This window comes from Streptomyces sp. NPDC102279, from assembly GCF_044766365.1.
Lineage (GTDB): Bacteria > Actinomycetota > Actinomycetes > Streptomycetales > Streptomycetaceae > Streptomyces.
The window spans coordinates 22,509-45,213 of the sequence record NZ_JBIWLU010000024.1; the positions used below are offsets into that span (position 1 = coordinate 22,509).

Consider the following 22,705-nt stretch of genomic DNA (forward strand, 5'->3'; position numbering starts at 1 on the left):
AACCCCGAACGGGTTTCGACGGTGGCTCACTTGCATGCCGTGGCAGCGCACCCTGATCGTTCCGGATATCAGCGGAACAGTCGTCCGTCGCTCGCGTCCGGACGCATACGGCCTCGTGACGGGGCGCCGCTGCCCGCGGCAGCGACCGTCCGTCGTCCGTCGGCCGACCCGTAACGGTCGTGTCGTCCGCCAGTGCAGGCCGCCAAGAAAGGCGTGATCCATGCAGGTTCCGCGTCCACGCCGACCGACGGAGTTCGAGATGACGACGTCGATGGTGTTCGCGGGCGGCGGGATGGCCTCGATGGTGCATTTGAGGAACTCGACGTCGGTAGCGCCGGCCTTCCGCTGATTCTCGAGCGCGAGGGCGGGCAACTCCTCGGTCATGTCGAGTCCTTACGCCTTGCGGTGGGGCCGACGCGGCGAGCGGAAAGCAGTACGTCGGTGCCGCCGCCGGAACCGTGGTCCAGGACGCGTTCGCCTCCGTGGAGGTCGGCCACCGCGGTGAGTTGCCGCAGCCGAGGGGGGCGGCGAGGGCCTCAGCGGGCAGGGTGTCGCGCTCGTCTTCGGCATCCAGGGTGGAGCCGAAGTTGTCGTCGATCTCGCTGGGTTCGGTCCCCAACAGCGGTGCCCCTCGTGCCAGTCGACCAGTCCATAAAGGGTGAATATAAAAATGCTATGCTTCGGGCATGAGTCGCCAAGACACCACTCCTGGCGCGTCCGCCGCCATCGGGGCAGCCCTCTACGGCCTGGCCACCAGGGCCGCGAGACGCCTGCCCCGGGACATGAGCCTGACGTCCGCCGCCACCCTGGCCACCCTGGACCGGACCGGCCCGCGGCGCATCACCGACCTGGCCGCGGTCGAGGGCGTCACTCAGCCCGCGATGACCACCCTGGTCCGGGTGTTGGAGGAGTCCGGCCTGGTCGAGCGGCGGGGCGACGCGTCCGACAAGCGGGTCACGCTGGTGTGCCTGACCGAAGCCGGCGCCTCCTATGTCCGGACGCGGCGCCAGGCAGGCGTCCACGCGTTCGATCGGTTGATCGGCGAGCTCACCGGCGACGAGGTCGAGGCGCTGGTGGCGGCCCTTCCGGCGCTGATGCATCTGGCAGAACTCGAAAGCCAGGACCGCGAAGGGCCGAAGCAGTGACCGGGCAGCCGGTCGGCGGGGTCGCGGCGAAGGCGTTCCCGGTGCCGCGTTCCGAGGCGCGGCTGCTGGTCCCCGCCCTGATGTTCATCGCTCTGGTCGTGGCGGCGGTCGCCAGCCTCGGGACGCCGCTCATCACCAGCGTGGCGACCTCGTTCCACGTCTCGCTCGGCAGCGCGCAGTGGACGCTGACCGTCGCTCTGCTCAGCGGCGCCGTCGCCACGCCGGTCCTGGGCCGGCTCGGAGCCGGCCCGCACCGGCGGGCCGCGATCCTCGCCACGCTGGCGGTCGTCGTCGCCGGCAGCGCGCTCACCGTGCTGCCGCTGCCGTTCGCGTGGCTGCTGGCCGGCAGGGCGGCCCAGGGCGTCGGGCTCGGGCTGACGCCGCTGATGATGGGCGTGGCCCGGGACCACCTCCCCGAGGAGCGCAGCGCGGCCGTGATCGCCCTGATCTCGGTGGTCTCGATCATCGGGGCCGGCGTCGGCTACCCGCTGGCCGCACTGCTCGCCGAGCTCGGCGGAGTACGGGCCGCCTACGGCCTCGGCCTGGTCGTCACCGCCGCCGCCCTCCTGACCGCGTGGCGCTCCATGCCCGAAGCCCCCGAAGGCCGCTCCGCCCACGTGGACGTGGCGGGCGCGGTCGTCCTGGCCGCTGCGCTGCTCCTGGTGCTGTTCCTCGCCGGCGAACGGAATCTGTGGAGCCGGCACCTCGCCGTGGCGGTGGGCCTCGCCGTCGTCGCGGTGGTGCTGCTCTGCGCCTGGGTCGTCATCGAACTGCGCAGCACGACACCCCTGGTCGATGTGCGGGCGGTGCGGCACCCGGCGGTCGCCGGGGCGAACCTCGCCATGTTCGTCGGCGGGATCGGCATGTACCTCCTGCTCACACTCATCACCCGGTACGCGCAGACGCCGCACGGCGCCGGCTACGGCTTCGGGCTGACGACCTTCGTCGCCGGGCTGGTCCTCATCCCGTTCTCGGTGCTGGGATTCGTCGCCGGCAAGCTCACGCCGCGGGTCCGGACACGGATCGCCGACCCCCTGATCCTGGCCGGCAGCGCCGTCGTGGTCGGCGGCGGGTTCGCCCTGTTCGCGGCGGCTCGGTCGGACCTGGCCGAACTGTTCGCAGCGATGGGCGTGCTCGGCTTCGGCGTGGGCGGCTTCTCGGCCGCGATGCCCGGCGTCATCCTGGCCGTCACCCCCAAGAGCGAGACATCGAGCGCCATGAGCTTCAACTACGTCGTCCGCAGCGTCGGCTACTCCCTGGGAAGCGCCATCGGCGGCCTGATCCTCGCCGCGGGCACCGGCCCCGGCCACCTCTTCCCCGACGACAGCGCCTACACGACCGCGGCGCTGGTCGGCATCGGCGCCATGGCGATCACGACGCTGACAAGCCTCGCTCTCGCCCGCCGACGCCCGTCCGAAACCAACCCGTAAGAGCGTCCGCCAGTAGGCGTTGAGCTGGGCTATCGGATGCGGGGGCTGCGCGGGTGGGTGTCCCACCGGTGGGTGTACCAGGCTCGTCGGATCAGGCTACGAACGGTGATGGTGGCCGTGGCCAGAGCAAGGAAGAACTCGGTGCATACGCGTCGCCGCTCGGTGTTGCGGCGAAGCTTGCCGAAGTTGTTCATCCACGAGTTCGTGCGCTCGACCACCCAGCGGCCGTCTGTCTGGATCGGCGTCTTCGTGCCGCGCCGGCTGATGCGTGGCCCGATCCCGCGTTCGGCCAGGGCGGTGTGGACGGGCCGGTAGTCGTAGCCGGCATCCAGGCTCAGCGCCGGGTTCTGCGGGGCGTGGTCGAGGCGGTCGGTCAACGCGGTGAACTCGTCGAGGGTTTCGGGGAGCAGTGTGTGGTCGCGAATGTTCGCGCCGGCGGGCACCGTGACCACGGGTATCCCGTAACCGTCGGTCAGCTGGGAGTGTTTGGTGCCCTGCTTGCCCCGGTCTACCGGTGACTTCCCCGCGCGTTGCCCGCCCGAGGGCGCCTTGGTGGTGCACCCGTCGGCGGCCAGGTCTTCGAGTTCCAGGCCCACGATCTGGTCGTACGCTCGCAGCACCGTGAGGAGCAGGTGGCCGATGACACCGGCCTCGATCCACTCGTCCCTCCGGCGGCGGATCGTGAGCGCCGAACAGGCCCGGTCGGCGACCCGCTCGTAGCCCATCACCGAGACCAGTGCCAGGACAAGCCGGTCGAACACGACCGTGTCCGCGATCCGCGGGTTGTGGCACCCCAGCGGGTGCGAATCTGGCCGGGCAGGGAGCAGCCTCAGGAACTCCTCACGGATCGGGTCGATGATGGACGCGGGCACGACGGACACCAACCCCGCAGATGGTCACATGGCGTAGACAACTCCATGCTGATCAAACGCGTCTCCGTCGTGCCGCCCTCTCGATCCTTGCCCACGCCTACTGGCCGACGATCTAGATGATGAAGCGGTGGATGGCCTCGTTTGCGTGGTCCTGGAACGACGGGTTGGCCAAGTCGGGGAAGATGTCCGCTTGGTCGACCAGGGGGCCCTTCAGCTTGTTGGCCGCGCTGGCGTAGAACACGCCGCTGGACAGGGTCGGGTCGGTGACGCCGTCGACCAGTCGCTTCGCGCCGACCTCAAGCTTGTGGGAGATCCCCAGGGCGGGCAGGACGTACTTGGACGCCATGCGCAGCGGTAGGGCGATGTCGTTGGAGGCTTGGGTGCCGGTGGTGGCGCCGGGGCTCACGGTGATGAGGCGGCGGTCGGGGTGTTGGCGGGCCAGGTAGGCCATCCATAGGGCCCCGATGTACTTGGCCTGCCCGAAGGCGAGGTTGAAGTCTGTCTTTCCGTCGGCGAAGTATCTGCCGTCGATGACGGTGGCGAGTTCGTCAGCAGAGGTTGAGACGAAGGACGGCCGTTTCATTCGCAGAATCGGAAGCCCCCTGGCTGCTTCGCTTCCGGCGAGGACCGCGACCTCGCCAAGCCGCCCCTCGGCCAAGAGCCCTTCGAGGAGGGCGACGTGGCCAAGAACGTTCGTCGCGAACACATTGGTGACCCCGTCGGAGGTCAACTCCATCGACTGCGGGCCGATGACGCCAGCGTTCATGACCAACGCGTCGATGGATCCGTCGATGGCCGCGAGGCCGGCTCGGACCGAGCCCAGGTCGGCGACATCCATGACGACGATCTCAAAGATGCGCCGGCCGGTAGCGGCTTCGAGCTCCGCCTTTGCCGTTGTCGCCCGATCCCGGTTGCGGCATGCCAGATAGATGCGGGCCGTCTCCGGTCGCAGAGCCAGTTGCCGGGCCACGTCCTTGCCGATCCCGACGTTGGCGCCCGTGATCATCACGGTCTTTCCCGGGAGTGTGCTCATCGGGATTCCCTCTCATCTTCTGTGGGGCTGTTCAGGTTGGACGGCTCTTGCTGCGTCGCGGGGCCGGTGCTCCGTTGACGAGTCACGCGGCCCTTCTTGGTCGAGGGCTCGGCTGCCACTGCTGCACCGCTGGCTTCGGACGTCAGGTTCCACCCGAAACGAAGGGGGCTCAGGCACTCAGAGGCCGCGACCGGCGTCAGGTCGATACTCGGCCCCCATCGACGGGAACGGTGACGCCATGGATGAAGCTGGCATCCTCGCTGGCCAGGAAGACGATCGCGGAAGGAGTTTCTCGGGCTCGGCTACGCGACCCGCTGGTGCCAGACCTGCGAGCTGGTTCACCATCTCCTCGGGGATGCCCTCGGTCATCCGGGTGCGCGTCGGGCCGGGCGCAACGGCGTTCACGCGCACACCACGCGGGCCGTATTCGGCGCCCCCAGCAGGGCGATTCCGGCATTGTGGACGAGGATGTCGACGTGACCACCGCCGACCTCGGTGGCCCATCGCGCCAGGTCTCGTACAGATTCCAGGTCTCTCAGCGTGGTGAGCCTGAACGACGCCCAGCCTCCGCCGCCTTCGATCTCGGCCACGACCCGCTCGGCTCTTTCTGCGTTGCGCCCGACAACCAGGACGTGAGCGCCGCGGGCAGCGAGGGCTAAGGCGGTCGCCTTGCCGATTCCGCTCGTGGACCCGGTGACAAGTGCAGTTCTGTCCTTCAAGTCAACAGGCATGCGTTGCTTCCTCCTCCTGCTCAAAGTGGGTTATGCAACTCAGTCTGACTCGACCGGACTGGGCTGTCAAACTCAGAATCGCTACTATGGGTGCATGGTGAACAAGACGAACGATCGGCCCCGGCTCACCCCGAAGGGCGAACGGGTCCGGGCGAGAATCGTGGAAGGGGCTGCGGCCTTGATCCACGAGCGCGGGGTCGCGGGTACCACCCTGGAGGACGTCAAGGTGGCAGCGGAGGTCAGCGGTTCGCAGCTCTACCACTACTTTCCCGACAAGAACGAGCTCCTGCAGGCCGTCATCTGCCACCAAGCCGACACCCTCGTCAATCACAATCGGCACGCGCTCGGCAGCGAGGACCCAGTCGCAGCCTGGCGCAACATGCTGATCGCCGGGGTGAAGCACGGCCAGGCAAAGGGCGGCTGCCCACTCGGTTCGCTCGGCGGTCAACTAGCCGAGAGCGATCCCGAGGCCCGAGCCCTCATCGCCGCCGGATTCGAGCGATGGTCAACCGTCATCAGCGAAGGACTCAGGTCGCTGCATGCCGACGGGAAGCTCGCGCCCGGCATCGACCCGGACGCCCTCGCCACCACGATGCTCGCCACCCTGCAAGGGGGACTCCTGCTCGCCCAGGTGCAACGCAGTACGCGTCCCTTCGAAGTCGCGGTCGATACCCTCCTCGCCCTTGCCATCCAGACTTGAGGCTCAAAGACCGGTTCCGATGTGGGGGGGACAACCGCCGGATAATCGTCCACACCGGCCTGGCCGAACGCGGGATCAGGCCACGCATCAGCCGGCGCGGCACGAAGACGCCGATCCAGACAGAGGCCCGCTGGGTGGTCGAGCGCACAAACTCGTGGATGAACAACTTCGGCAAGCTTCGCCGCAACACCGAGCGGCGACGCGCATGCACCGAGTTCTTCCTTGCTCTGGCCACGGCCACCATCACCGTTCGTAGCCTGATCCGACGAGCCTGGTACACCCACCGATGGGACACCCGCCCGAACAGCCCCCGCATCCGATAGCCCAGCTCAACGCCTACTGGCGGACGCTCTAAGTCAGATGCACTCATCCCAACACCGGAGGTTCCATGCCCAAGGGGCTACTGGGGCGGCGCTTACCGCACCATTTCAGACCCTGAGAAGCCGGCTGCTTACAACAAGCTGGCAGGTCCGGCCGTCGAGGCCGGGGGCGGTCGGATCCTCGCCCGTGGCAGTCGGGTCGTGGCGCACGACGCCGGAATCGCCGAGCGCACCGTCCTGATCGAGTTCGACAGCTTCGAGCAGGCCGTCGCGGCGCACGAAAGTGCGGCCTACCAAGAGGCGCTGGTCGCTCTCTCCGACGGCGTCGAGCGCGACTTCCGCGTCGTCGGAGGCATCGAGTGACAGAGGTCCAGTCGGATCTTCGCTGACGGCGCATTGGACGCGTCGCTCGCCATCGTTTGACGTCAGGCGGCTGACGCGGCGGGCGGGGCGGGTCAGGAAGTGGGCTGAGCGGACTTCCGCGCCTGGTAGTGGAGTTCAGGGTGGTCGGTGAAGGCGTCACCGACATCACTCGCCCGCTCCTCCTGGGGACCGCGGCGCCTGCCTGCGTCGGCGCCCGGCAGCTCCGCACGTCCTGGGGGGGGCATCGCGGCGGAAGATCGAAATCAGGCGACGGCACGGCCTCGGCAGCACGGTCCCCGAGGTGATCGGTGAGCCCTACGAGGACGCCGCCGCGGTCGCCTACGTGCCCATGTTGCTGCGGCGGGGGTGCGCAGGTGCGCGACGAGAGGGTGCCAGGCTGAGTGCTCCGCGCGTGCATCCTCACCTGCGAGATGGGCATGACCCCACGTCACCGGACAGCCTTGCCAACACATGCGCAAGCGTGTGGCCGCAGGTCTTCGACGCCCTCGACGCCGTTGCCGTCCGGGCGCGCTGGCCGGACGCACCGTGCGCCGGGGCGGTCCACGCCCCGGCTCGTCCGGCACGCGGCCGGCCCCCCGTACAACCATCGGCCCCGCGGATGGGTCTGCCGTGTCATGCGAAGACTCATCGTCGCCGGCGCCGCGCTGCCGGTCGCCCTCGCGGCCTCCGTCCTTCTGTCCCCGGCCGCCGCCCACGCCCGCACACCGGCTCCGTCCGCCGACTTCAATGGTGACGGCTACGGCGATCTCGCCGTCTCCGCGCCCGACGCGGCGATCGACGGGAACAACCTGGCCGGGGCGGTCGTCGTCGCCTACGGCTCGTCCGCCGGGATCAAGTCCTCGCGGACGTCGGTCGTCAGCCAGAACACGGCGCGCGTGCCGGGTGTCGCCGAGGCGTTCGACCGCTTCGGCGCGTCCACCGCGGCCGGGGACTTCAACAAGGACGGATACACCGACCTCGCGGTCGGCTCGCCCGGCGAGGACATCCCGCGCGGTGACGACTGGGGCTCTGTCACGGTGTTGTGGGGGAGCCCGAAGGGACTCGGCGCGGGCGGCGCGCTGAGTCAGCCGTTGGGCATCGAGCAGACCGGATTCGGCACTGCGGTCACCGCCGGGGACTTCGACGGGGACGGCCATGCCGACATCGCTGCGAGCACCGGCAGCGGCACCCACCTGTGGCTCTACCTCAACCGGAGCACCGGCCAGTCCGGCGAAATGGGCTTCGCGCACACCGACTTCGAGGCATCGGCGGTGCCCGCCACCGGCACCGGCGTCACCGCACTCGCCGCTGGGGACGTCGACGGCGACGGCACCGATGACCTGGCCGCCGTTACCAACCCGCTCAACGGCTCCGGCGGCGCGCTCTACCTCTCGCCCGGGGTCCCGGCGAACCGCCGCGCGGCGGGCGACCTGCCCCCGGCACTCTCCCTCGCCATCGGCGACGTGGACGGCGACGGCCACGGTGACGTCGTGTCCGGGCAGCCGTACGGGCGCGAGGAGGTGCCCGGCGCCCGGGACGGCGGCAGCGTGACCGTGCTGCGGGGCTCGGCGCAGGGCGTCGACGGCCGACGGGCGGTCGTGATCACGCAGAACACCGCTGGGGTGCCCGGGGTCGTCGAGGAGGGCGACCGCTTCGGCTGGTCCGTCGAACTCGCCGACGTCAACCGGGACGGACGGGCCGACCTGGCCACCGGCGCCGTCGACGAGGGCGTGGGCCTGACGGGCTTCACCGGCTCCGTCACCGTCGTCCCCGGTTCCGCGAAGGGCCTGACCGGCACCGGCTCGTACGCCTTCCACCAGGACACCCCGGGCGTGCCCGGCGTCGCGGAGTCCCGCGACTCCTTCGGCGAAGCCCTGGCGCTGGCCGACACCGACCGCGACGGGCGGCTCGACCTGGCCGTCGGCGCGCCCGGCGAGAACGGCTGGTACGGCGCGCTCACCTCGCTGCGCGGCGACGGCGCGCGGATCACCTTCACCAGCGCGGTCGGCTTCAGTGCGCAGACCATCGGGCTCGCCACCGGCGAGGACTGGTACCCCGAATTCGGCGCCCCGATCAGCGGCTGAACCCGGACGCTCGGGCAAGGGGGCGCGCCCCGGTACACACACCACCGGGACGCGCCACGTTGCCGTTCCAACTCCCAGGATCGGTGGGATGTCCCACTCCCTCACCCTTCGATGAAGCGTCTAAACGACGCTCGCCTGGCGCTGAAGCACAACGGCAGAGCGCCGCGATGGACGTCGTCAGGACCAGAAGCCCGCCGCACAGGGCGGCGACTCCGATCCCGCCGAGCGTGATGTTCACGGCCGCGCGGGGCATCGCCGGCTTGGCCGCGAGCGGGGAGGGGCGCGTCAGCCGGCAGGTGTGGTGTGCCCTGGCCTGGAGGCAGTCGCTGGGTGGTCGCATGACCTGACCATCTTGATTCCCAGCCAGACCTGTCTTGCGCGAATCCTGGCCGCCGCCCGGCACCCTGTGAAGGCAGTTGTCCTCAACCCCGTCAGCCGGCGCTCCGCCTCCCTCCGTGTGCCTGCGTAGTCCTCGTCGGCGACGCGCAGCACGGGGCGAATCCGTCCCCAGGAGCCGGGCAACTCGCCGAGCCCTTGGCCGCGGCTGGCCCCGGCTGACGAGCACGCGCGTACGGCGGGGATTCGAAAACGTCCTAACGCGCGTACCGCCGCCCCTCGCCCGTGGATCAGTTGATGAAGTCGCTCTTGTAGAACACACTGGCCTCGAAGTGGTCGGTGTCGGCGATCTGCCTGGAGGAGTAGCCGAAGGCGAGTCGTGGGGCACCCGAGGCCATCCAGATCGCCATGCCCTGGGCTTCGCGGCCGTTGAGGGAGGCGCCGGCGCCCGTCGCGAACTTGTCGTAGTACGTGCCGCCGGTGGCGTTCAGGTCGAGGGTCACGAGGTACGAGGTCCGGTTGGGGCCTCCGTACAGGAGGTATGCGAACCGGCCGCACAGCGCGATTCCCTGGAAGAGGTCGGCGTCGGTCAGGCCGAGTTCGTCGTTGTTCGGGATCGCGCGCTCGGCGATCCGGTTGTCCTGGCCCAGCCGTCCCGCGACGGCGTCCGCCATTGAAAACACCGCGATGCGCCAGACGCGGTCGGCCGGCTCCTGCGTTGCGTAGCGGATCAAGAGGCGGTTGGCGTACGGGTCGATCGCGGGCCGCGGGAGCTTGGCGAAGCTGTCGAACGTCGGGGTCCGGTTCCAGATGGGGGTGACCGGGTCCGTGTACTTCAAAACCATCCCGTCCGCGTACCGGAAGCGCGCGAGCGTCTCGCCCGCGCCGTTGTCGTCGGAGTCGCCGCCTTCGATCCACAGATAGGGCAGCGCGCCGGCGCCGGCCGGTTCCACGCCCATGGAGGAGCCGTGGCCGAACCCTTGGATCGTCGAGGCGCCCAGGACGTTACCGGCCAGGTCTGTCCGGGAGATCCACAGGTCACCGTTGTGCCCCGCGCTGGTACCCACCCGGTGCTGGGCGAAGTACATCTGTGCGTTGACGTGGTCGTAGGCGAAGGACTGCATCGCCCAGTACGGCTGGTGGAGGGTGGCCTTGAGGACAGGGTTCCCGCCATTGCCCGCCAGGACGAAGTGCGGGGAGACGAGGGGGTCCCCGGCGGCTGCGGGGGACGCCGCGACCAACGGTGCCGCGGCGCCCGCCGCGAGCGCCACGAAGCCGCCGCCGGCCCGCAGAAGCTGCCGCCTGCTCCATCCCCGGCCACTGACGTCGTGCACGCGTGTCTCGCTCATGGCACTCCACTCCCCACCCTACGGACCCAGCCAATTCCAGGTCCGAACAACTGAGCCTATCGAGGCTGGAGTTGATCGGAGCAGTGGGCATCCCGCGACCGGTCCGTCGGCCGTGGGTATGTTGATGACCTCCAACGTGCCTTACGTGTCTGACAACCAGTCAGCGCCGGAGATGTCGGTGGGCAATAGCCGCGAGGTCCTGGATGTCGACACCACCGGACACGTGCAGCCGAATACAGCACCGGTCGTCGCCATCAGCGCGATCAGATCCGCCTCGAGGAGCTTCGCCGATACGGAGCGCCGGCACGCGCGCACTCCTCGATGCAGGCGCCAAGTGCAGCCGTGGCCCGGAGAACCCGACCCACCCCCACCACCCGCGATCAACAGGCCGGAGGCCCGTACTGGAGGGCCCGTTCGGCGTCACCTGGCTTCTGGGGTCGCTCCGGCGGGTCGGCGGGGACGGACAGGCTCCGCTCATCTGCCCTCTGTGGTGGATGGGTGGACTTGCTGCCGGCGCTACTCACCGACATGCGCACGTCCAGCGAGTCGAGGGGGGCCCTTGGATGCTGGTACTCCGCCGACAGCGCGGATGGCATGGGCGACCAGTTGGGGCTGTTCGACGCTGATGCCGTGCCCGCTGTCGGTGTGGGTGATGTGCCGAGCGTGGAGGTCGGAGGCCAGCCGCTGCTGGGCTGCCAGCCAAGCGGGCCAGGTCGAGCCGCTGTGCCCCACCTGGAGGTCCCACGGTTGGTCGGAGGTCAGTACGGCGGCGGGCGGGAGTTGTGGCAATGCGGGTGCGTTCCGAATCTCCGTGACGCTGGATTCGTAGTCGGGCACCTCAAGGCGCTTCGCCGACTCCGTTGCGGCGATCTTGTCCATCCAGTCGGACCACTGATCCGGAGTCAGTGTTTCTTTCAGAAACTGCGAAGCGCCGTCGACAGTGACCAGACCGGTCACTTGGGTCGGGTGGGTTCGCGCGAAGAGGGTGGTGATCATCGCACCCCAGGATGCTCCAACCAGTACATACGGCGGATGTTCGCCGGCGGCCCGGAGGACCGCCTCCAGGTCCGCGACGCCGTCCTTCGCCGTTGTGGGCTGCGGAACCCGCGTCGAGGGGCTCAGGCTGCCGTCGACTCGGGTGGTGCCGGGACGGTCGTAGGCGCACACCCGCGTGGATGAGGCGACCGTCGGCAGCACCGCTGACCTGCTGGGCTTCAGAGGGCCCGCAGGGTGAGCGGGGTCGACGACGTGGGTCCACTCGTCCGAGGCGCCTCCCGTACCCGACACGAGCACGACCGTCGGAGAGCCGGTTCCCTGGCACTGGAGATAGATGCTGCGGCCGTCGCCGATGGTCACCAGATGCCCGGTGCTGCCCGGCTCCGTGGCACCGGTCGTGGTTTTGCCTGCCGCTCGTGTGTCGCCTGAGGGCAGAGCTGAAGCACCGAGGGTGGAGAGGACGAGTAGGACGACGACCGTAACGGCAGTGACGACCCGGCGGCCGCACCGTGCAGTGACCGGATCTCCCGGACCTGTGCGCGTCACGCTCATCCCCACAGTGTTTCACCGGAAGGTCACCCGTGCGACGTGAGTCCGGGTCGGGAAGAACAGCAGCAGCCGGGGACGGGGGCTGAACAGGGGAGACCCAAGCCGTGCCGGGGCCGGTGCCGGGCGCGCACGGGAGGAGACCCGCAGCGCATCGATCGGTACACGAAGGAACGGAACCTCGACGACCACGGCGGGTGTCGAACTGCTCTGCGCCAGCTCGGGCCCGTGCCTGCTCTGCGGATCGGCGGCCCGAGACTCCGACGGTTGCGTGCCTGGTCGGCCTTGTCCGGGATGGGGCAGTGGATCCCACGGCGACGCAGGTAAGCGCGGTTCCTACGAGAGGCGTACGTCCTTCGCCGAGGCTTCGCCATCGCAGCGAGGAAGGCCGGATACGACCCGGTACCGATCGGCCGGCACATGGGGGCGATGGATCGAAGGCACTGCTCGGCGGCTTCGAGGACAACGACCGTTGGGAGAACGACCCTGTCGCCGGAACGGGTCTGTGGCCTGGGAAGAGCACGATGCCCCGCCGTTGGCGCTGTCCATCAGGCGGGGCATCGAGAGTCCAGCGCGTGCAGCCAGCAGACGCTCAACTGTGATGACGCGAACGCTACTCGCGGCCACTGACAACGACTCAGCCGTTTAGGAGCCGGGCCCTCCGCTGCTCGAACTCTTCCGGGCTCAACAGCCACCGCTCGCGCAGCGCCCCCAGCTAGGCCATCTCGTCAGCCACCGAACTCGACGACGGGGCCTGCGCCTGCGGGGTGTGGTGCGCCGCGACGGCCGCCTCGATCGCGGCCCGCAGTTCGTCGAACGCGGGCATCTGCTTCTCCAGGAAGGCGACCGAGTTCTTGTCCAGGGCGGCGTCCTTCGTCTGGCGGCCGAAGGCCCACCTGCGCTCGTCGCTCCCGGGCACAGTGATCTGGATGAAGCCGTTGATCAGTGGACCCGGCCGGTTTGCTCGGCGCGTCGGGGAACACGGAGGGAAGACGACTCAAGGGCGCCCCGATCTACGTCCTTCTGGAGAAACTCTCCGCCCATCCCGGTTCGGACAGCCGCCGCTGGGCGAAGAAGAACAAGGTCAAGCTGTGTTCCACCGGACCGCCGAAGGCCGTTCCTGTGTCCGGTGAATCTCCAGGAGAGCGAACCCGTTCGAGACGTCGTTCGGGACCATGGCACCATGTACGGCATGACAGCCAACCGAAAGGCCCATGCCGCGTAGACGGCCTGGACGTATCCGGGCTGGAATCCCGGACCGGCACCAGTCACAGAACGCACGACTGGCCGTGGACCGCCTTTCCTCGCGAGCGCTGTCCGAGATCGTTCGCATCGAACGCACGCGGAACTATCTCCGGCCGGGGGACATCAGCGCGGCCTTGCGCGGCTGGAAGGACTACGTCCGCCGCCCCGAGGGCGAGCTCTGGCACGACGACGAGGTCGGCAACGTGCACTGGTACTGCTGCGGCAACCCGCTCGAAGGCCGTGCCCTACTCGACGGCGTGATGCAAGCAATGTCGCGGCGCGGTGCCCGCGAACTCCGCAGGGTCATCGAGGCGCTTGACTCCCGCATCGGCCCGTCCGGCCCGAGCTGAGCCGCCTCGGCGCGTGATCCGGCCGCTGTGGTTGATCCCCTGACCAGTGCGCCCGCCATGCCCGGTCCGAGCACTGGGGGATCAGCGACGAGCCCGAGCAGTAGCGCGCGTCCCGGCGAGGCACCTTCCGAGGTGCTCGCCGGGCGTTCGGCTCGTTGACGGCGCGTCGAAGAGGTTCCGCCCCTGCGAGACGCGGCGATGAGCGTGTGGCGGCGTTCCGGTCAGGATGTGGCGTCGGCTGCCTGGACGATCAGGTCGGCGGTCCGGGCCGGATGGGAGACCATGACGACGTGTGAGGCCCCTTGACCTCCGTGGTGTGGGCGCCCGCGCGCTGGGCCATGAACCGCTCGGCGGCGGCCGGTATGGCCTGGTCTGAGCCTGCGACGAGGTACCAGGAGGGAATGGTCTTCCAGGCCGGGACGCCGCTGGGCGCGGCCAGGGCGGCAAGCGCCACCGGACGCTGGGCGGACGCCATCTCTTCGGACGTGCGGTCCGGGACGTCGGCGGCGAACACCGCGTGGAAGGCCGCCGGGTCGACCGTCGCCTCGGAGCCGGTGCCACCGGCTGCCTGGGGGAAGGGGCGCACGGTGAGGTGGGCGCCGAGTTGACTGCCGGGGAAGCGGCCGGTCAGGGCCAGGCCGGACTCGCCCTGCTCGGGGGCGAAGGCGGCGACGTAGACGAGGGCCTTGACGTTGGGATGGCCCACGGCGGCGTTGGTGATGACCTCGCCGCCGTAGGAGTGCCCGACCAGGACGACCGGCCCCGTGATCCCGTCCAGGACGGAGGAGACGTAGGCGGCGTCGCCGTCGAGGTCGCGCAGCGGGTTGGCGGCGGCGACGACGGTGTAGCCCTGGCGCTGGAGCCGGCGGGTGACGCCACTCCAACTGGACGCGTCGGCGAAGGCGCCGTGCACCAGCACCACGGTCGGCTTGGGTGTGTGCGGGGCGCGGTGCGGTGTTGTCGCGCCCGCCTGGGCGGTGTTGGCGGTGGCGGTCGCGGCCGGGATACGCCGCTCTGCACCGACTGCTCCGGCCCTTCCTCACCGGCCTCGCCCGTCTGCCGCCCCCGCAACGGCACGCACTGGCCGCCACGTTCGGTCTGGGCGACACCGACACCGTCGCCGACCGCTACCTGGTCGGGCTGGCCGCCCTGCGCCCGAGGAGTACGCCCGGGCCGCGCTCGCCTCACCCGCCCTGCGTACCACGCATTTGCCCACCGTCTCCGATCTGCTGCTGCGGGGGTTCGCCACCCGCATCGACGCCGGGCACGCCCCGGCCCTCCCCCTCCTCAGGGAGGCGCTGGCCCTGCTCGGCGATGGCGGCGAGGTCACCGAGGAAGGCTTGCCCCTCGCTATTCTCACCAGCCTCGCCGCCGACGACGGCTGGGACGACGTGGCCGGCCGCGAGGCCTGGCGACTGCTGGACGCCCACGACCGCCGCACCGCAGCACTCGGCTCCCTGCAGAGCATCCTCGTCATCCAGTCGACCTGGGAGGTTCGCGCCGGGCGTCTCCGCGCCGCCGAGGTCTGCCTGGACGAGGCCGAACAACTGGCCGAGGTCACCGGCCTGCCCCCCCACGGGCCCGGTGCACCGGGTCGAACTGACCGCGTGGCGCGGGCAGGAGGCCGAGACCAGGACCGCCGCGGGCGTCATCACCGAGCAGCGGGAGCAGCACTACGGCAACCGCATCTTCGGAGCCTGGGCGGCCAGTTGTCTGGCCGCCCTGGAGAACAGTCTCGGCCGTTACGCGCAGGCGCTGGCCTGCGTCCGTCCCGCCTTCGACGCCGACCTCCCGGGCACCGGAGCCAGGCTGCTCCACGAGGTCGTCGAAGCGGCCGCACGCAGCGGGGACCACAACACCGCCAAGGCAGCGCTCGCACGCCTGGAGGAGCGTGCCACCTCCAGCGTCACACCGTGGGGCCTCGGCCTGCTGGCCCGCTGCAGGGCCCTCACCGCGGACGACGACCAGGCGGAGGCCTTCTACACGGACGCCATCGACCTTCTCGGCCGGACCAGTACCGTCGCCGAACTCGCCCGTGCCCACCTGCTCTTCGGTGAATGGCTCCGCCGACGCAGGCGCCGCGCCGAGGCCCGCACCCAGCTTCGCACCGCCCACGCCATGTTCACCGCCATGGGTGCCGCCGCCTTCGCCGAACGCGCCGCCAGCGAACTGCGCGCCAACGGCGAGCAGGCCCGCCGCCGGACCGGGGCCGCCGACCACGCCCTCACTCAGCAGGAGCGCCGGGTCGCCACCCTCGCGGCCGAAGGCGCCACCAATGCCGAGATCGCGGTCCGGCTGTTCATCTCCGTCTCGACGGTCGAGTACCACCTGAACAAGGTCTTCCGAAAGCTCGACGTCTCGTCCCGCCGACGGCTGTCCTCGGTGCTGAGAGACGGCGGGTGACGCTGGTCTTGCCGGCCCGACTCCTCGCCCGGCCCGAGACCTCAGCTGCTACTCGTCCGCACGGATCTGGCGGGCGGGCGGGCGGACGGCGAAGTCCCCGGGATCGACGGACCGGCGGCCGGCGCATGCCTCCCGCGCGGCGGCCGGCTCTCCCGGCGAGTGCGTTCGGCAGCAGGCATCAGTTGGTGACGAGGTCGCCTCGTGCCGCGTGAGCGTCGGACGCTGTCCAGCCATCTTCCGAACCTCGGTCATCGTTCTCCGCATGGAAGCGACCCCGCCGGTGATCGGGGCGGTGGTGCGTGCGCACCGCATGTGCCGCTGCTTGGACGTCCTGGTGTCGGCGGCGACGCCTTGCGCGTCGTCCCGCGACACCACCGGGGAACAGTTCGGTGAAGACCGCCTCGGCACTCGCGCCCTCACCGCAACGAGCCTCGGAGGTCCTGGACGCTCCCACCAGCGCAGTCCACGCCTTCACCGGCGGCAACGACATCGACGACGACCAAGGCGTCCTCATCCTGACCGCCACCACCTCTACGCGGTGCATCAGCGCCGGCCACGATGAATAGCCCGGCTCCCGTCGGCAAAACCGGTTCGCGCCGTTGACCGGCAGGTCGCAGGCTCGTGCCGGGGAGTGTGGGGTGTGGAAGCGACGCGTCGCGGCGTGGCCGGGCAGCCTCCGGCTTTTCGACGCCTGGCCCCCTTGAGGCTGATCTTCATGGCTTGCCCGGAGGCAGCGGCGGGATGATCCCTGCACTCCCGAGGCTCCGGGCTTGCCTCGCGGCAGCCACCAAAGTGATTTATAGTGCATATCGGATCTGGTGCGTGCTCTTCGATCTGCGGTGTTTGCCGGTGTGACCGCGGGGCAGGCGCGGATTAGTGCTTCGGACCGGAGGCGCACGCCGAGCGGGGACCACCCCGGCTGCTGCGAATTCCTCCGGCGAGGCAGATCTCCGTACGGCGAACCCTGACTACCCGTTTCTGTCGTGCCCGGGCATCTCTCCCGTGCACGGCAGGTACTCACCGCCAGGAGCGAACGCTGTGCTCACTCAGATAGCTGCCGACCGTGTCCACGGGGGTTACCACTCCAGCCCCCGATCCGTCGCCGGGCGGCGCACGCACGAGGAACACCCGGAGGCCGCCGCACTCTTCGCGCAGCTGGCCGACCTGCAAGACGGTCCACGACGCGAAGCAGTACGTGACGCGTTGGTGGCCATGTGGCTTCCTATGGCCCACCGCCTCGCGAGCCGCTTCCGTGACCGCGGCGAAGCCATGGACGACCTGCGTCAGGTGGCCGCGCTCGGCCTCGTCAAAGCCGTCGACGGCTTCGATCCTTCCCGAGGGGCGTTCGAGAGCTACGCGATCCCCACGATCACCGGCGAGATCAAGCGGCACTTCCGGGACCGGATGTGGGCCGTGGGGGTGCCCCGGCGAGTGCAGGAGATTCGCAACAAGGTACGCATCGCGCGCCGTGAACTCACCGAACGCCCCGGAGCCGACCCCAGCCGAACTCGCCGCACACACCGGCCTGACAGAGGACGAGGTCGCCGCAGGCCTGGAGGCCCTGCAGAGCTTCAGCAGCCTCTCGTTGGATGCCGTACTGGCCGACAGCGACGACGGATACAGCCTCGGCGACTCCCTCGGCGTGGCCGATTCCGCCTTCGACCTCGTCGTCGACCGCGAAGCGGCCAAGAACGCTCTGCGACGACTGCCCGAACGTGAGCGGAGCGTCCTCTACATGCGCTTCTTCGAGGACATGACGCAAACGCGCATAGCCGAGAAACTCGGCATCTCCCAGATGCACGTCTCCCGGCTCATCACCCGCAGCTGCCAGCGCGTACGCAAAGAGGCGCTGGCCCCGTGAACCAAAAAGCCGGCAGCACAGCGAAGCCGATGACACCCCGTACGGCCAGTTTTTCCTCACACCAAGCAGCGCGTCCGCCGGCCGTCCCACTGCCCCCGCTCACAGGGTTCGAAGGAGTCGTACCGATGCTGATGCCCCTCCCCTCCACCCTGCGCCGACTCCTCACCGGATATGAAACCCTCCTCGCCTCGACCGGGACGACCCCGCCCGGCCAGCGCCTGCGCGACCTCGACTACACCCTGTGCGTGTCAACCGGCACCCGCGAGATCACCCAGGCTCTGGAGACTGCCCACTCCTACCTCGCTACCCGCGCGGGCACGCCGACAGCGGCCGGCAAGAAGCGGGGCCCCGAGCGAGCGGCGGCCGACGCCTCCCCGAAGGCCCCCTTCATCACGGCGACCGTCTTCCAGCACGAGGTCGGCGCCCTGCGGCGCGCCGGCGGCGAGCACCCCCGCCCGAGGCCCGCGGCGCTGCCCGGTGCGGACACAGCGCAGGGCGGTGGACAGTGAGGAGACAAGACATGAGCGAGCGTTCCGTGATCATCCATCCGCCCACGAGACACACCGGCCGCCAGGTGTGGGTCGACGGACGACTCGTCGGCCAGGCCCGTAGCCTCGGAGAACTCACCGTACTTCTGCGCCGGGCCGGCTGGGAGGACCTGGATGAGGTCGACGTCGCCGAACTGCCCCTCATCGAATGGCACGGTGGAGGACCGGAGGTCTGGACCCCGTGGACCAGCCCGTGGCCCACAAGTCCAGCAGCTGCCAGGGCCGGCACGCAGTGAGCAACTCACAGCGCCGCCAGGAGACGAGCCGGGTGCAGGAGCTGCTTCCCACGTGTCAGGACCGAACCGATGATCTCGACCCGGCGCAGTCGGGCGCCGCGACAATGACGCGCCCCGCTGCCACCGCACCGGTAGAGGCGCGGCAACAACCATCGAGCGCGTCGCTGCACGAGGCATCCGCCGACACGGTGATGCACCAGGCCGTCGGCATCGTGATGGCACTCGGGCGTCTGCCCGCCTACAAGTCGCGGACCGTGCTGACAGAAGTCTCCCAACGCACCAACGTCACGCCGCTTCGTATCGCCGGACTCCTCACCTCCTGGGCATCCTGCGGAGAACTCAACCTCGGCATCCGCATAGCTCTGGAAGAAGCCATCCGGGCCCAGCGCCGCGCTGCCCGACCGACCGGCCCAGCGGCCGACTGAGCACCAGGACCACCCATGGGCAAAACCGCAGTGATCGTCATCGACATGATCAATACCTATGACCACCCGGACGTCGACCGCCTCGTCCCGTCCGTGGCGAAGGCGATACCAGCGCTCAGCCGCCTCCTGGAACGCGCCAGAACCGCCGAGGCACCCGTCATCTACGTCAACGACAACTTCGGAGAATGGCGATCCCACCACGGAGAACTGCTCGACAAGGCGCTCGCCGGCCCTCACGCCGACCTCGTCGAACCACTTCGGCCCGACGACACATCCCTCTTCGTGGTCAAGGCCCGGCACTCCATCTTCTACGAGACGCCGCTGACCTATCTGCTCACCCAACAGGACATCGACCACGTGGTGCTGTGCGGCCAGGTCACCGAGCAATGCGTCCTGTATTCGGCGCTCGACGCACACATCCGACACCTCGAGGTCACCGTTCCCGAGGATGCCGTGGCCCACATCCATGCCGATCTCGCCGACGCCGCGCTGCGCATGATGCGCCGCAACATGGACGCGAACATTTGTGCGGCCGCAGACGTCACCTTCTGAGAGTCCACCCGTGGAGGCCGAAGTAGACCTGAGGCTCGGCAAACCCGGCAATCCCACGCTCCCGGGAAGCTGACGAGCCAGACGAGAGCGATCAACCTGACTGCGGTGCTGGCGGATGTGGCCGGGCCCCTCCCGGGCAGCCGCTTTGACGGGATTCTGCGAGCAGGACTTCGGCCCGGGTTCTGCAGCCGTCGGGTCGGCGTCGATCCAGTGCTTGAAGTTGGTGCGCTGGTAGCCCTCCCGGGACTCGGCCGATGACGGGAGGAGGTCGACGGCCGCCGTCATCGGCAGGGGAGCGGACCGCAGTTGGTGCGCGGAGGGCCGGGGGGTGATGGTGAGCGGTAGGGCGAGGAGGGCAGCAGCCACGGCCGCGAACTTCGAGAACGGGATCTCTTCCTAGCGGAACGCGGTCCCGAACCGCCCGAACTCACGCCGAACTTCATCCGAGTGAGGACATCGCCGACGTCCGGAGGATGGCCGACCCGGCACCCCGGAGCGGGCACCTCGCTGCGGGAATCGTGCTGGCCGCTGATAGGGGCAACGGGTTCTCGGCCAGGCCCGCCGGGACGGAACCCGGGCCCAAGGCCGGCAGATCCCGTTGCGCCATCGCCGCCGCGACCCGACCGTGTCTCCACGGCTGCAGCGACAGCCTGAAGGATCGTCGGCCTAGCGAAAGGGACCTCATGTCAGCCGTTGTCGTTGTCGGTGCGGGAATCGTCGGCGCCTCCGTGTCCTACCACCTTGCCCGTCGAGGCGTCCCGGTCACTCTGCTCGAGCAAGGACCTGCACCAGCCAGCGGGGTCACCAAGCACTCCTTCGCCTGGATTGGCAGCGCGGGAGGCCACTGGCCCGGCGGCGCTCAAGACCTCCGGGAGTACGTGCTGGCGGATTACCGGCGCCTGGAGACGGATGTGCCTCATGTCGTCGTCCGCTGGACCGGCTCGCTGTCCTGGGCCGATACACCGGCTGAGAGCTCACGGCCGGGGCCGGGCCAGTTCCGCATCGGACGAAGTGACATCGCAACGCTGGAGCCCAACCTCCGACACCCACCCGACCAGGCAATCCACACCCCGAGCGACGCAGGCGTCGACCCCACAGCCTTGACCCACGCGCTCGTGGCAGCCGCCGGCGCCCACGGAGCAACCGTGCTCCACGACACCACGGTCATCTCCCTGCAGATGACCAATGGACGCGTCGAGGGCGTGCTGACCCCCACCGGGCTCCACCCCGCCACCACCGTCGTGCTCACTGCCGGAACAGGCGTCCCCAAGCTCTGCGAGCCGCTGACAGCCGACTTGGCCATTGCCGACTCCCCGGCCACCCTCGCACGGGTCGCAGCGCCGCCGGGCCTGGTCAAGCGCATCGTGGCCAGACCTGAATTCGAGGTCCGAGAGGTACAGGATGGCGAACTCGTGCTGGTCGTGCCGCACGTTGAAGGCACAGCGGCAGTGTGTGAGCAGGCAGCTCAAGATGCACTTCAGCACCTGAAGACCGCCTTCCGAGGAAGCGACCAGTGCCGCCTGTTGGGCTACGGCATCGGCAGACGCCCCGTGCCCAGGAACGGACCCGTCATCGGATACATGACACACGAACGATCTGTCTACGTCGCTGTCATGCACTCCGCCATCACTCTGGCGCCCACCGTCGGACGGCTCATCGCAGACGAACTCGTGACCGGCAGCCCATCCTCCGAGCTCCAGCGTTGCCGTCCACCCGTCCACTGACATGGCAGATCGGAACGCGGTCGCCGCGAGAAGGTACTGGAGGTGGCGAAGCCGTTCAGCCTGCCGAGTCCGTGCCGCGTGTCCAGGACATCACGCTCGTCGTTCGGACCTACGCCGGCGGGTGTGCGGGGTGATCACGGCTGAGGTGTGGTTCATCGACGTGGTGCGATCACTCTTCAGCTCCCGTTCGGGGGCATGGCCTGCGCGACGGTGAGGGTGTCCTCGAACAGATGAAGGCGTTCGATGCGCCCGTCGCGGACCGTGAGATGGAAAGCCACAGGGGTCGTGAAGCGACGTCCCGTCGACTTGACCGTGTGTGTGAACCGGCCGAAGAGGGCCGCCTCGTCGCCATCCACGAGGATGTGGCCGATCTCTGATTCACTCGCGCCCTCGATGAAGACCGGCCACAGGGTGCGGAAGTACGCGGAGACCTCTTCGCGACGGGACCGCGCGCCCGTCCAGGGAAGGCTGCTGTCGCCGGGGACGAACCAGTCGATGTCATCGGCGAACAGGTCGGCCAGGCCCTCGGCGTCTCCGGCTGCCAGCAGGGCGAGGAAACGGCTGATGGTGTCCTGCACCGTGCCGGCCGGGGGAGTTGCGGACATGTCGGCTCCTTGGAGAGTGATGAGCATGGTGGGAGGTACCGCCCCCGCGGCACCTTCGCTTTTCAGAGCTGGGTGGCGCCACCGTCGACGAGCAGTTCCGCGCCGGTGGTGAACGTGCTCTGGTCGCCGGCCAGGTACAAGGCTGTCGCGGCGACCTCCTCTGGACGCCCGGGGCGCCCCAGCGGGGTAGGTGCCGCGCTCTCGGCCACGTCGGGGTGACCGTCGTGCGGGAAAGCGGCGCGCAACTCGTCGCCGCCGGGTGTTTCGACGGGACCGGGGGTGAGGGCGTTGACCCGGATGCCGCGATCGGCCAGTTCGGCGGCCCAGGTGCGGGCGAGACTACGGATCGCGGCCTTGGTGGCAGCGTAGACGCCCAGGCCCGGGGCGGCGCGCAGCGCCGCACTGGAGGACAGCAGGATCACCGAGGCGCCGGACGGCAGCAACGGGAGCGCCTTCTGGACGGTGAAGATCGTGCCCTTGAAGTTGATGGAAGTGGTGCGTTCGTACTCCTCCTCCGTGATCGCGCCGAGTGGGCCGTAGTCGCCGACACCAGCGTTGGCGACGACGACGTTGAGACGGCCGCTGCGCTCGGAGATCTCGGCGTAGAGCCGTTCCAGGTCGTCGAGGTTCGAGGCGTCGCCCTGGACGGCGATGCCTCGGGCGCCGACCTCTGCTACCGCGGCGTCCAGTTCTGCCTTGCGGCGGCCGGTGAGGTAGACAGTCGCGCCCTCGGCGGCGAAGCGCCGGGCGATCGCCAGACCGATGCCGCTGGAGGCGCCGGTCACGAGGGCGGTCTTGTTGTCCAGGTGTCCCATGGGATTCCCCACATCATTTGTCGTAACCATATTGGT

At 69.4% G+C, this 22,705-nt stretch carries 24 protein-coding genes and 3 pseudogenes; 15 read left to right on the forward strand and 12 right to left on the reverse strand.

The genetic code is table 11. The annotated features are described in order from the left end of the window. Positions 1 to 246: 246 nt before the first annotated feature. Positions 247 to 610 (reverse strand): annotated as a pseudogene (locus ACIRQH_RS39650) (methyltransferase domain-containing protein); the annotation flags it as partial. A 172-nt stretch (positions 611 to 782) separates the two neighbouring features. Here ACIRQH_RS39650 and ACIRQH_RS39655 point away from each other — a divergent pair. Continuing rightward, positions 783 to 1,145, forward strand: a complete 363-nt coding sequence (locus ACIRQH_RS39655) for a MarR family winged helix-turn-helix transcriptional regulator (RefSeq protein WP_404230383.1) — start codon at positions 783 to 785, stop codon at positions 1,143 to 1,145. Continuing rightward, positions 1,142 to 2,575 (forward strand): MFS transporter, encoded by a 1,434-nt coding sequence (locus ACIRQH_RS39660; protein ID WP_404230307.1) that lies wholly within the window; start codon positions 1,142 to 1,144, stop codon positions 2,573 to 2,575. Before ACIRQH_RS39655 ends, ACIRQH_RS39660 begins: the two co-directional genes overlap by 4 nt. A 29-nt stretch (positions 2,576 to 2,604) precedes the next feature. Here ACIRQH_RS39660 and ACIRQH_RS39665 read toward each other — a convergent pair whose 3' ends face one another. The 4 genes from ACIRQH_RS39665 to ACIRQH_RS39680 form a co-directional block, all read right to left on the reverse strand. Then, positions 2,605 to 3,456, reverse strand: coding sequence for an IS5 family transposase (locus ACIRQH_RS39665; RefSeq protein ID WP_404230386.1), 852 nt, complete (start codon positions 3,454 to 3,456; stop codon positions 2,605 to 2,607). A gap of 103 nt (positions 3,457 to 3,559) precedes the next feature. Continuing rightward, positions 3,560 to 4,480 carry an SDR family NAD(P)-dependent oxidoreductase gene (locus tag ACIRQH_RS39670; RefSeq protein WP_404230309.1) on the reverse strand — a complete coding sequence of 307 codons (921 nt, stop codon included), beginning with the start codon at positions 4,478 to 4,480 and terminating at the stop codon, positions 3,560 to 3,562. Between the two features lie 177 nt (positions 4,481 to 4,657). Next, positions 4,658 to 4,984 (reverse strand): SDR family oxidoreductase, encoded by a 327-nt coding sequence (locus ACIRQH_RS39675; protein ID WP_388936384.1) that lies wholly within the window; start codon positions 4,982 to 4,984, stop codon positions 4,658 to 4,660. Further along, positions 4,882 to 5,211: an SDR family NAD(P)-dependent oxidoreductase gene (locus tag ACIRQH_RS39680; RefSeq protein ID WP_404230312.1), complete on the reverse strand. Its 330-nt coding sequence runs from the start codon at positions 5,209 to 5,211 to the stop codon at positions 4,882 to 4,884. The genes ACIRQH_RS39675 and ACIRQH_RS39680 overlap by 103 nt, the downstream gene beginning before the upstream one ends. A gap of 94 nt (positions 5,212 to 5,305) precedes the next feature. Here ACIRQH_RS39680 and ACIRQH_RS39685 point away from each other — a divergent pair, with 94 nt between their 5' ends. The 4 genes and pseudogenes from ACIRQH_RS39685 (at position 5,306) to ACIRQH_RS39700 (ending at position 8,678) form a co-directional block, all read left to right on the forward strand. After that, positions 5,306 to 5,911, forward strand: a complete 606-nt coding sequence (locus ACIRQH_RS39685) for a TetR/AcrR family transcriptional regulator (protein ID WP_388878069.1) — start codon at positions 5,306 to 5,308, stop codon at positions 5,909 to 5,911. Continuing rightward, positions 5,887 to 6,234 (forward strand): annotated as a pseudogene (locus ACIRQH_RS39690) (transposase); the annotation flags it as partial. The gene ACIRQH_RS39685 and the pseudogene ACIRQH_RS39690, both read left to right, overlap by 25 nt. Positions 6,235 to 6,279: 45 nt before the next feature. Continuing rightward, positions 6,280 to 6,594 (forward strand): DUF1330 domain-containing protein, encoded by a 315-nt coding sequence (locus ACIRQH_RS39695; RefSeq protein WP_404230389.1) that lies wholly within the window; start codon positions 6,280 to 6,282, stop codon positions 6,592 to 6,594. A 635-nt stretch (positions 6,595 to 7,229) separates the two neighbouring features. Then, positions 7,230 to 8,678, forward strand: coding sequence for an FG-GAP-like repeat-containing protein (locus tag ACIRQH_RS39700; RefSeq protein WP_404230314.1), 1,449 nt, complete (start codon positions 7,230 to 7,232; stop codon positions 8,676 to 8,678). A 626-nt stretch (positions 8,679 to 9,304) separates the two neighbouring features. Here the strand turns inward: ACIRQH_RS39700 and ACIRQH_RS39705 are convergent. The 3 genes from ACIRQH_RS39705 to ACIRQH_RS39715 all read right to left on the reverse strand — a co-directional run bounded on the left by ACIRQH_RS39705 (position 9,305) and on the right by ACIRQH_RS39715 (position 12,824). Further along, positions 9,305 to 10,363 (reverse strand): hypothetical protein, encoded by a 1,059-nt coding sequence (locus ACIRQH_RS39705; protein ID WP_388878063.1) that lies wholly within the window; start codon positions 10,361 to 10,363, stop codon positions 9,305 to 9,307. A 516-nt stretch (positions 10,364 to 10,879) separates the two neighbouring features. After that, positions 10,880 to 11,911, reverse strand: coding sequence for an alpha/beta fold hydrolase (locus tag ACIRQH_RS39710; RefSeq protein WP_404230318.1), 1,032 nt, complete (start codon positions 11,909 to 11,911; stop codon positions 10,880 to 10,882). Between the two features lie 709 nt (positions 11,912 to 12,620). Continuing rightward, positions 12,621 to 12,824, reverse strand: coding sequence for a hypothetical protein (locus tag ACIRQH_RS39715; protein WP_404230321.1), 204 nt, complete (start codon positions 12,822 to 12,824; stop codon positions 12,621 to 12,623). Positions 12,825 to 13,194: 370 nt separating this feature from the next. On the opposite strand from ACIRQH_RS39715, the gene ACIRQH_RS39720 reads away from it, so the two are divergent. Then, entirely contained in the window at positions 13,195 to 13,500 is a 306-nt protein-coding gene (locus ACIRQH_RS39720; protein ID WP_404230324.1) for a hypothetical protein, read from the forward strand. A 250-nt stretch (positions 13,501 to 13,750) separates the two neighbouring features. Here ACIRQH_RS39720 and ACIRQH_RS39725 read toward each other — a convergent pair whose 3' ends face one another. Together ACIRQH_RS39725 and ACIRQH_RS39730 are read right to left on the reverse strand one after the other, a co-directional pair. Beyond that, positions 13,751 to 14,422 carry an alpha/beta fold hydrolase gene (locus tag ACIRQH_RS39725; protein ID WP_404230326.1) on the reverse strand — a complete coding sequence of 224 codons (672 nt, stop codon included), beginning with the start codon at positions 14,420 to 14,422 and terminating at the stop codon, positions 13,751 to 13,753. Between the two features lie 262 nt (positions 14,423 to 14,684). Next, complete coding sequence (locus ACIRQH_RS39730; protein WP_404230329.1) at positions 14,685 to 15,047, reverse strand: hypothetical protein; 363 nt, start codon at positions 15,045 to 15,047, stop codon at positions 14,685 to 14,687. A 37-nt stretch (positions 15,048 to 15,084) separates the two neighbouring features. Between ACIRQH_RS39730 and ACIRQH_RS39735 the strand changes: the two genes are divergently transcribed. The 8 genes and pseudogenes from ACIRQH_RS39735 (at position 15,085) to ACIRQH_RS39770 (ending at position 21,249) form a co-directional block, all read left to right on the forward strand. Then, a complete protein-coding gene (locus tag ACIRQH_RS39735) occupies positions 15,085 to 15,903 on the forward strand; it encodes a LuxR C-terminal-related transcriptional regulator (RefSeq protein WP_404230330.1) in 819 nt (272 codons plus the stop codon). A gap of 389 nt (positions 15,904 to 16,292) precedes the next feature. Beyond that, on the forward strand, positions 16,293 to 16,469 hold the full coding sequence (locus ACIRQH_RS39740; RefSeq protein ID WP_404230333.1) for a hypothetical protein: 177 nt from the start codon (positions 16,293 to 16,295) through the stop codon (positions 16,467 to 16,469). Between the two features lie 484 nt (positions 16,470 to 16,953). Then, positions 16,954 to 17,764, forward strand: a pseudogene (locus ACIRQH_RS39745) (SigB/SigF/SigG family RNA polymerase sigma factor). 125 nt (positions 17,765 to 17,889) lie between these two features. Further along, complete coding sequence (locus tag ACIRQH_RS39750; RefSeq protein ID WP_404230335.1) at positions 17,890 to 18,273, forward strand: DUF5133 domain-containing protein; 384 nt, start codon at positions 17,890 to 17,892, stop codon at positions 18,271 to 18,273. Positions 18,274 to 18,284: 11 nt separating this feature from the next. Further along, entirely contained in the window at positions 18,285 to 18,548 is a 264-nt protein-coding gene (locus ACIRQH_RS39755; RefSeq protein ID WP_388878042.1) for a hypothetical protein, read from the forward strand. A gap of 32 nt (positions 18,549 to 18,580) precedes the next feature. Continuing rightward, complete coding sequence (locus ACIRQH_RS39760) at positions 18,581 to 18,973, forward strand: hypothetical protein (RefSeq protein ID WP_388878039.1); 393 nt, start codon at positions 18,581 to 18,583, stop codon at positions 18,971 to 18,973. A 15-nt stretch (positions 18,974 to 18,988) separates the two neighbouring features. Continuing rightward, positions 18,989 to 19,525 (forward strand): isochorismatase family cysteine hydrolase, encoded by a 537-nt coding sequence (locus ACIRQH_RS39765; protein WP_404230339.1) that lies wholly within the window; start codon positions 18,989 to 18,991, stop codon positions 19,523 to 19,525. A 683-nt stretch (positions 19,526 to 20,208) separates the two neighbouring features. After that, positions 20,209 to 21,249, forward strand: coding sequence for an NAD(P)/FAD-dependent oxidoreductase (locus tag ACIRQH_RS39770; RefSeq protein WP_404230341.1), 1,041 nt, complete (start codon positions 20,209 to 20,211; stop codon positions 21,247 to 21,249). 176 nt (positions 21,250 to 21,425) lie between these two features. Here ACIRQH_RS39770 and ACIRQH_RS39775 read toward each other — a convergent pair whose 3' ends face one another. Further along, a complete protein-coding gene (locus ACIRQH_RS39775) occupies positions 21,426 to 21,854 on the reverse strand; it encodes a nuclear transport factor 2 family protein (protein WP_388878028.1) in 429 nt (142 codons plus the stop codon). Between the two features lie 62 nt (positions 21,855 to 21,916). Further along, positions 21,917 to 22,669: an SDR family NAD(P)-dependent oxidoreductase gene (locus ACIRQH_RS39780; RefSeq protein ID WP_404230344.1), complete on the reverse strand. Its 753-nt coding sequence runs from the start codon at positions 22,667 to 22,669 to the stop codon at positions 21,917 to 21,919. Positions 22,670 to 22,705 lie beyond the last annotated feature (36 nt).